Origin of the sequence: Stenotrophomonas sp. TWI169 (assembly GCF_039674705.1) — a bacterium.
GTDB lineage: Bacteria > Pseudomonadota > Gammaproteobacteria > Xanthomonadales > Xanthomonadaceae > Stenotrophomonas > Stenotrophomonas maltophilia_P.
Genome location: NZ_JBDJOB010000018.1, coordinates 79,078 through 87,728, shown reverse-complemented (window position 1 = coordinate 87,728; position 8,651 = coordinate 79,078). Strand labels below are relative to the sequence as shown.

Here is an 8,651-nt window from a genome sequence, read left to right as displayed (position 1 = left end):
CCCCCGCCGGGGCCTGGCCCGGCCGCCCCCCGCCCCCCAACCGGGTCGCGCGGGGCCTGCCCCGGCGAGCGCAGCGGCAACGGAATCAGCGACACGCAACCCGGTAGCGCCGGGCCATGCCCGGCGAGCGCAGCGGCAACGGAATCAGCCGCGTGCGGCCCACCACACCCGCAACAGGGTGCGCAGCGGGGTCGCCTCGATCGGCTTGCCGGCCGCCTGGGCCGTCAGGCGTGCACGGGCCAGGCTGGACCACACGCGGCGCGGGCGCGGGCCTGGCACGCGCGTGCCCCACCCCTTCAACAGGTGCTGCGCCCAGCGCTGCGCGGCGGAGCGGGTGTCCTCGTCCAGCAGGCTGCGCGGCACGCCGGCCACGCCTGCGTCCTGCAGGCGCTGGGCCAGCGTCTGCAACTGCACGGCCCGGCCCGCACCGGTCCGCGGCCTGTCATCGAACAACACCACTTCCACGGCCGCGACCGCTTCAGCGTAGCGGGCCAGCGCAGCTTCGGCACTGGCCGCATCCGGCGCGACGGTGCGTGCCTCCACCAGATCCGGCAGCGTTTCCGCCAACCGCGCCCACGGCGCACGCACCGGTTCCAGCACACGACCCAACGGATGGCGCGAACGCTGTCCTTCCCAGCTGCGCAGCTCCTCGCCCCACCATGCCAGCTTGGCATCGGCCGGCAACGGATCGCCGCGGGTATTGAGCATGTCGTCGAATTCCTGCAGCAGCGCGAACCACGCTACGGCCAACTCACGGTGCGATTCGGCCACGAACGGCGCGGCCACCGACCATTCCGGCCAACGGCTGCGCCATTTGTCGAGGAAGCTTTCCAGCGCGGTGCTGCTCACTACGATCGTCCTTACGGGTGGGCCGGGCGTGCCGGCCGGGTTGGCCACAGGCTGGCCAGTTGCAGAAGTGCGGCGTTCTCGACCAGTACATCGGCCTGCCAGGCCAACGGGTCGTCGCTGTGCAGGCGGTAGCCCCACAGCGCTGCCACCGATGGCATGGCCGCGGCGCGCGCCGCGATGATGTCGCGCTCGTCGTCGCCGACATACACGCAGTCGCTTGCCGCGACACCGATCGCCTGCGCAGCGTGCAGCAGCGGCAGCGGGTGCGGCTTGCGCTCGGCCAGGCTGTCGCCGCCGACCAGCACGGCGCAGCGCTGCTGCCAACCGTGCTGCGGCAGGATCAACCGCGCCAGGTACTCGGGCTTGTTGGTAACGATGCCCCATACCGTTCCAGCAGCATCGAGCGCGGCGAGCATGCCGGCGACGCCATCGAACAGCACCGCGTGCTGGCCGATCAACGCTTCATAGCGCTGCAGGAACTCCGGGATCAGCGCGTCGCGCGCATGCGCATCCAGGTCCGGGAAGGCCGCCGCGATCATCGCCCGCGAGCCCTTGGACACCACCGGGCGCAGCTGCGCCGGATCGATCGACGCGCGTCCACGTTCGGCCAGCATGGCGTCGCAGGTGGCAACGAAGTCCGGCGCACTGTCCAGCAGGGTGCCGTCCAGGTCGAACAGCACCGCGCGCGGGAAGTGCGTGGCGGTCATGCCGGCTTGACCGCGTAGGCCAGGTAGTTGATGTCGGTGCGGGTGCTGAGGCGGGCACGGTTGCGCCACGGCTCGTATGCCATGCCGCTGACATCGGCCAGCTGCAGATCAGCCTCGCGCAACCAGCGTGCCAGTTCGGCCGGCCTGATGAATTCCTGGTAGTGGTGGGTGCCCTTCGGCAACAGGCGCGCCACGTATTCGGCACCGACAATGGCCACCGCGAATGCGGCGGCCGTGCGGTTGATGGTCGACAGGAACAGGTGCCCCCCCGGCTTCAGCAGCCGCCTGCAGGCCTCGATGATCGCGCCGGGGTCCGGCACGTGCTCGAGCATCTCCATGCAGGTCACCACATCGAAGCTGCCCGGCTGTTCAGCGGCCAGGTCCTCGGCGGCCTGCACCCGGTAGTCGACCTTGGCACCACTTTCCAGTGCGTGCAGCCGCGCGACCTTGACCAGCTCCGGGGCCAGATCGATGGCGGTGACATCGGCGCCGGCCTGGGCCAGTGCTTCGCTCAGCAGGCCGCCACCGCAGCCGATGTCGAGCACGCGTGCGCCGCGCAGCGGCACGCGGTCGGCCACGTACTTCAGGCGCACCGGGTTCAGTGCATGCAGCGGCTTCTGCGGACCATCGGCGTCCCACCAGCGGTTGGCCAGTGCGGCGAACTTGTCCAGCTCGGCCTGATCGAAATTGGAGGAAGCATGGGGGGCAGTCATGGGGAATCCTTGCAGCGCCGGGGTTCAGGCGCGGATATGGCGGATGCGCTCGCGCCACTGGCGCGCGTTGGCGATGATGCCCGGCAGGTCCATGCCGACCAGCTCGCGCTGCACCAGCTTGGGCTTGCCGGCAATCCAGACGTCGCTCACCTGCTGCCGGCCGGTGGCGTACACCAGTTGCGAAAGCACGTTGTGCAGCGGCTGGGTTTCCAGCGCGGACAGGTCCACGCAGACCAGATCGGCCTGCTTGCCCACCTCGATCGAGCCGATCCGTTCGCCGAAGCCCAGCGCACGGGCACCACCGAGCGTGGAAGCGCGCAACGTGGTGGCCGCGTCCAGCGCAGTGGCGTCGTTGGCGACAGCCTTGGCCAGGATCGCCGCGGTGCGGTTCTCGCTGAACATGTCCAGGTCGTTGTTGCTGGCACAGCCATCGGTACCGATGGCCAGGTTCACGCCTGCGCGCTGCAAGGCGCAGGCGGGGCAGAAACCGGAGGCCAGTTTCAGGTTCGATTCCGGGCAGTGCACCACGCTGACGCCACGCTCGGCGCACAGGTGGATCTCCGCGTCGGTCAGCTGGGTCATGTGCACCGCGATCAACCGGTCATTGACCAGGCCGAGGCGATCGAGTCGCGCCAGCGGACGCTGGCCATGCAGCCTGATCGAGTCGCTGACTTCCTGCGCGGTCTCATGGGTATGCAGGTGCACCTGCATGTCGAGCTGGTCGGACAGCATCCGCACCCGCTCGAAATTGGCATCGCTGACCGTGTAGGGCGCATGTGGTGCGAACGCGACGCCGATCAGACTGTCGTTGCGCCACTGGTCGTGCAGTTCACCGGCCTTGGCGAAGTACTCGTCGTCGCTCTTCGCCCAGGCGGTCGGGAAATCGATGATGACCGCCCCCACCAGCGCGCGGAAACCATGCTTCTTGTAGACCGCCGCCTGCACGTCGCCGAAGAAGTAGTTCTCGTTGGCGCAGGTGGTGCCGCCGCGCAGCATCTCGGCAATCGCCAGCGTGGTGCCGTCGGCGACGAACTCGGGGCCGATCACCGCCGCTTCCACCGGCCAGATGTGCTCCTGCAGCCAGGTCATCAGTGGCAGGTCATCCGCAACGCCGCGCAGCAGGGTCATCGGGTTGTGCGTGTGCGCGTTGACCAGGCCCGGCATCAGCGCGGCGTCCGGACGGCTGACCACCTGCGCGGCACGGAAGCGCGCCCGCGCTTCGGCACGCGGCAGCACGGCCACGATCTCGCCGCCACGCACGGCTACGGCATGGTCTTCCAGCACCACGGCATGCGGTTCGATCGGAACGACGTAGCCGGCTTCGATGAGCAGGTCGCAGGCTTCGGGGAGGTGCGGGCTGTCGCTCATGCAGGCTCACTTGGCTGGGGGGAGAACCTCACGGGAGGCGGTAGCGCCGGGCCATGCCCGGCGGCTGTCCGTTGCGGCGCCGTGGACGCCGGCAACGGATTCCGGGCGATGCCCGGAAAGCCGGGCCTGGGCCCGGCTCACAGGTCATCCGGCTGCGCCGGATTACTTCACGCGCGAGGAGTACTCGCCCGAACGGGTGTCGACCCGGATGACTTCATCCTGGTTGACGAACAGCGGCACGCGGACCACGGCACCGGTTTCCAGCGTGGCCGGCTTGCCGCCACCGCCGGAGGTGTCACCGCGGACGCCCGGATCGGTTTCGGTGATCTTCAGCTCGACGAAGTTCGGCGGCTGCACGAAGATCGGCGCACCGTTGAACAGGGTCACGATGCAGGCTTCCTCGCCCTTCAGCCACTTTTCGGCGCCGCCCATGCCGGCCTTGTCGGCCTGGACCTGCTCGAAGGTCTCCGGATCCATGAAGTGCCAGTACTCGCCATCGCTGTACATGTAGTTCATGTCGGTGTCGACCACGTCGGCCACTTCCAGGTCGTCGGTCGCCTTCATGGTCAGTTCGACCACGCGGCCCGAACGGATGAAGCGGTACTTGACGCGGGTGAACGCCTGGCCCTTGCCCGGCTTGACGTATTCGGTATCGGTGATGACCGCCGGTTCATTGTTGACCAGGATCTTCATCCCGTTCTTGACGTCATTCATGCCCACAGTGGCCATGCTCAAGCTCCTCAAATGGCAAAACCGCCGCGGGTGCGGCGAGCCGGTAGAATGGAAAGCCCACCGGATGCCGGTGGGCGACTGTTTTTCTGCCCCCATGATAACCGCAGGCCCCCTCTCCATGCAGCTTTCCGCCTTTCCCCGCCCGTCGTCGCCGGGTGCACCCGCACGCTGGCAGGAACTCTGGCGCCAGGCGCTGCGCGACCCGCACGCACTGCTGGCGCGGCTGGAGCTGGATCCGGTCGCACTGGGCGTGTCCGAGGCGGCCATGGCCCAGTTCGCGCTGCGCGTACCGGACGGGTTCGTGGCCCGCATGCGCAAGGGCGATGCGGCCGACCCGCTGCTGCGCCAGGTGCTGCCGGTCAATGACGAGATGCAGGTCGTTCCCGGGTTCAGCTTCGACGCAGTGGGCGATGGTGCGGCCAGGAAGGCGACCGGGGTCATCCAGAAGTACCGGGGCCGGGCGCTGCTGATCGCCACCGGCAGCTGTGCAATCAATTGCCGCTACTGTTTCCGCCGGCACTTCGACTACGCCGCTGAGAATGCCGCCAAGGGCGGCTGGTGGGAAGCGGTGGACGCCATCGCCGGCGATCCGGATATCGACGAAGTGATCCTGTCCGGGGGGGATCCACTGTCACTGGCCACCCACAAGCTGGTCGAACTGACCGACGCGCTGCGGCGGATTCCGCACATCCGTCGCCTGCGCATCCACACCCGGCTGCCGATCGTGCTGCCGGAACGGGTCGACGACGAGCTGCTGGCCTGGCTGGGCAGCCTGCCGTGGCCGCTGGCGATCGTGGTCCATGCCAACCATCGCAATGAGTTCGATGCCAGCGTGGACGCGGCAATGGCGCGCCTGCGTGGCACCGGCGCCCAGCTCCTGAACCAGGCAGTGCTGCTGCGTGGCGTCAACGACAGCGTGCAGGCGCTGCAGGCACTGAGCGAACGCAGCTTTGCCGCCGGCGTGCTGCCCTATTACCTGCACCAGCTGGACCGGGTCGAGGGCGTGGCCCACTTCGAGGTGGATGACACCCGCGCCAGGGAGCTGATCGCCGGCCTGACCGCGCGCCTGTCCGGCTACCTGGTTCCCAAGCTGGTGCGGGAACTCCCCGGCGACCCGAGCAAGCGCCCGCTGTAGCGATCCCGCCGGGGTCAGAGCCGTTTCCTGCAGAAAGGGATCTGACCCCTGAACCAGGATTCAGACGCCGGACTCGATCATCCGCACCACTTCGGTCGCGGTGACCGGGTGGCTCAGCCAGTAGCCCTGGCCAAGATCGCAGCCGCGCTGGGCCAGCAGCTCGAATTGCGCCTGCTGCTCGATGCCTTCGGCCACCACCGTGATGCCCAGCGCGTGGGCCATGGCGATGATCGCCGTGGTCAGCGCCAGGTCGTCCGGATCACGCTGCATGTCGGCAATGAAACTCTTGTCGATCTTCACGCCGTCCACGGGCACCTGGCGCAGGTGGCTCAAGCCCGAGAAGCCGGTGCCGAAGTCGTCCAGCCACACCTTGACGCCGGTGCGATGCAGCTTGTCCAGCAACTGCGCGGCCACCATCTCATCACCGATCACGGCGGTCTCGGTCAGTTCCAGATGCAGGCGCGAAGCCGGCAGCCCCGACTCATGCAGGCACTGTGCGACCAGTGACGGCAGCTCGCCGCCACGCAGCTGCCGGGGCGACACGTTCACCGACACGAACAGATCATCGCCGCCCGCACTGCGCGGCCACTGCGACGCTTCCATGCAGGCCGCGCGCAGCACCTTCGGCCCGATCACCTCGATCAGCCCGCTCTGCTCGGCCACTTCGATGAACACCGACGGCGGGATCGTGCCCAGAGTGGGGTGCTGCCAGCGCAGCAGCACCTCGACGCCGACCATCCGCCGGTCGCGGGTGCGGAAGATCGGCTGGTAGGCCAGGCGCAGCTCGCCGCGCTCCCAGGCGCCGCGCAGTTCCTGTTCCATGTGCACGCGGCGCTCGACCGCATGGTCCATCGCCCGGCTGTAATACCGGTAGCAATTCTTGCCGGCCATCTTCGCCTGGTACATGGCGATGTCGCCGTTCTTCAGCAGTGTGGTCGCGTCTGCGGCATCGTCCGGGAACAGGGTCACGCCGATGGAGGTGCCCAGGAACAGCTCCCTGCCCTGCACCACCAGCGGCTTGCCCAGTTCGCGCACCAGCACCTCGGCCAGCAGCCGCGCATTGGCAGCGACATCGCCGTCGCCGACTAGGATCACGAACTCGTCGCCGCCAAAACGGGCCAGCAGCGCCTCATCGCCGCCGGCCTCGGCGACGGCGCGGCCGATCCGCTGGGCAAACTGCAGCAGTGCTTCGTCGCCCGCTTCATGCCCGAGCGTATCGTTGACCCGCTTGAAATCGTCGATGTCCGCAAACAACAGGCCCAACCGCTGCTTGGACGCACGCGCGGCCATCAGCCGGTGGTCCAGGGCTTCGCGGAACGCCAAGCGGTTGGTCAGGCCGGTCAGTGCGTCGGTGTAGGCCATGTGCCGCACCTCGCGGTCGTGGCGGGCGATGGCATCACGCATGCGGGCGAATCCCCGCACCAGCTCGCCGACCTCGTCGTCGCGGGTATTCTCCAGCAGCGGCGCCTGGTAGTCGCCGGCTTCGATGCGACGGGCCGCCACCGCCAGGTCGCGGATCGGCGCGACCAGGGTGCGCTGCACGTAGAAGATCACCGCCACGCCGATCACCACCAGCAGGCCGAGCATCAGCAGCAGCCAGCCCAGATGACGGCTGCCGACCTGCTGCAGGCGCTCGCCCAGCGTTGCGTTGGCGGCCTGCTCGCGCTGCTGCACTTCGTCCAGCGCCATGCCGACGCGGACGCCGCCGATGCGCTGGTTGCCGACCATGATCGGCATCGTGTTGTCGAGCACCTTTGGCGACTGCTGCACCACCAGCGTCCGCGCGGCGATCGCGCCCGGCGCAAGGGGATCTCCCATGGGCTGACCGAAGGCGGCGACCTCCACCGAACCGTCGTGCACCAGCCGGCCACGTTCGTCGAACACCAGCACATAGCGCACCACGGGCTGCCGCGACGTGCTGCGCACCAGTGCGCCGACCTGGTCCAGATCGTGGTAGTACAGCGGGTTGGCCAGCGCATCGGAAAGCTCACGGGCGATCGCTTCGCCGCGGCTGCGCACGCTGCGGTCGAACAGTTCATGGATGACGCCGCCGCTGAGGTTGCGCACCTCGCTCTGCATCGCCGCCTGCCGCCCCAGCAGCACCGCCAGGATCGCCACCACCACAAGCATCGCCCCGCCCATCGCGAGCAGGAACCGCGCCTGCATTCCCGAGCCGAGCCACTTCATTCCACTTCCATCCGCACGCGCGTCAATCCTTGTTTCAATTCATCCAGCCGCTGCTGCGCATGCGCGTCGACGCGGTGGAAACCGGAAGTACCAAAAAAACGGTGCAGCGCTGCCTGTGCCTGCGGATCACTGGCCGCCTGCAGCAGGACCTCCTGCAGGCGATCACGGACGCGTGCATCCAGGTCGGCGCGCACCACCTCCACGGCGCGAGGATAGGGCTCCGTGCGCAACAGTTCGCGGAAGTCGCGCCGGAACGCCCGCGGCATGCGCCGCTCATCGTTCCAGTCCACGCTGCTCACCGCGCCCGCATCGGCCACGCCCTTGTGCACGTAGGTGGCGATGTTCAGCTCGCTGCGGGCGAACACATAGCCGACGCTGTCCGTGCCCGGAGCGTCCCACGTACCCGCGAGGATCTGTGGGGACAACCCGTGGCCCAGCAACGTCATCACCGGCACCAGGTAGGCGCTGGTGGATGCGGTGTTCTGCAGCGCAAGGCGGTGGCCCCGCAGGTCCTCCAGCCGCTGGAACGGGCTGTCGCGGCGCACGAAGAATACGGTCTGGTACTCACGCACGCCATTGCGCTCGGTCAGTAGCAACGGCCGCGCACCGCTGCGCTGCCCCAACGCCACTGCGGTTCCGGCGGTTTCCGTGACCCAGTCGACCTGCCCCCGCCGCAGATAGCTGGCCATCTGCTGCGGATCACGCGCCATCAGTATCCTCCCCTCCTGGATGCCGACGTCCTGCATGCGTGCCACCACGTAGTCCAGCAGCGGCTGCAGCTGCTGGTAATGGGCCTTGGGATCGTCGCTGATCCGGCCCAGCACCAGCACCGGATCCGGCGCAGCACGCACCGTTCCGGCCAGCAGGACCATGGCCAGGCTCAGCAGCGCCCCCTGCATTGCCGTTCGCAGACCCGACACCGGTTTCATCCCCCCCTGGGTATCCGGACAGACTACCCGA

General features: G+C 68.4%; 8 protein-coding genes. 1 reads left to right on the top strand and 7 read right to left on the bottom strand.

Features of this window, described 5'->3' with window-relative positions:
- Positions 1–144 precede the first annotated feature (144 nt).
- The 5 genes from ABE543_RS14305 to efp form a co-directional block, all read right to left on the bottom strand.
- Positions 145–849 (bottom strand): squalene/phytoene synthase family protein, encoded by a 705-nt coding sequence (locus ABE543_RS14305; RefSeq protein ID WP_346475814.1) that lies wholly within the window; start codon positions 847–849, stop codon positions 145–147.
- A gap of 11 nt (positions 850–860) precedes the next feature.
- On the bottom strand, positions 861–1,556 hold the full coding sequence (locus tag ABE543_RS14300; protein ID WP_053520084.1) for a phosphoglycolate phosphatase: 696 nt from the start codon (positions 1,554–1,556) through the stop codon (positions 861–863).
- Positions 1,553–2,269, bottom strand: coding sequence for a bifunctional 2-polyprenyl-6-hydroxyphenol methylase/3-demethylubiquinol 3-O-methyltransferase UbiG (gene ubiG / locus ABE543_RS14295; RefSeq protein ID WP_065175506.1), 717 nt, complete (start codon positions 2,267–2,269; stop codon positions 1,553–1,555). Before ubiG ends, ABE543_RS14300 begins: the two co-directional genes overlap by 4 nt.
- Before the next feature lie 24 nt (positions 2,270–2,293).
- Positions 2,294–3,637: a TRZ/ATZ family hydrolase gene (locus tag ABE543_RS14290; RefSeq protein ID WP_053520086.1), complete on the bottom strand. Its 1,344-nt coding sequence runs from the start codon at positions 3,635–3,637 to the stop codon at positions 2,294–2,296.
- Between the two features lie 162 nt (positions 3,638–3,799).
- Positions 3,800–4,366, bottom strand: a complete 567-nt coding sequence (gene efp / locus ABE543_RS14285; protein WP_053520087.1) for an elongation factor P — start codon at positions 4,364–4,366, stop codon at positions 3,800–3,802.
- Positions 4,367–4,487: 121 nt separating this feature from the next.
- Here efp and epmB point away from each other — a divergent pair, with 121 nt between their 5' ends.
- Entirely contained in the window at positions 4,488–5,504 is a 1,017-nt protein-coding gene (gene epmB / locus ABE543_RS14280) for an EF-P beta-lysylation protein EpmB (protein WP_180875545.1), read from the top strand.
- A 60-nt stretch (positions 5,505–5,564) separates the two neighbouring features.
- Here epmB and ABE543_RS14275 read toward each other — a convergent pair whose 3' ends face one another.
- Entirely contained in the window at positions 5,565–7,691 is a 2,127-nt protein-coding gene (locus tag ABE543_RS14275; protein ID WP_053520089.1) for an EAL domain-containing protein, read from the bottom strand.
- A complete protein-coding gene (locus ABE543_RS14270) occupies positions 7,688–8,620 on the bottom strand; it encodes a phosphate/phosphite/phosphonate ABC transporter substrate-binding protein (protein ID WP_111186437.1) in 933 nt (310 codons plus the stop codon). Before ABE543_RS14270 ends, ABE543_RS14275 begins: the two co-directional genes overlap by 4 nt.
- Between the last annotated feature and the right edge of the window lie 31 nt (positions 8,621–8,651).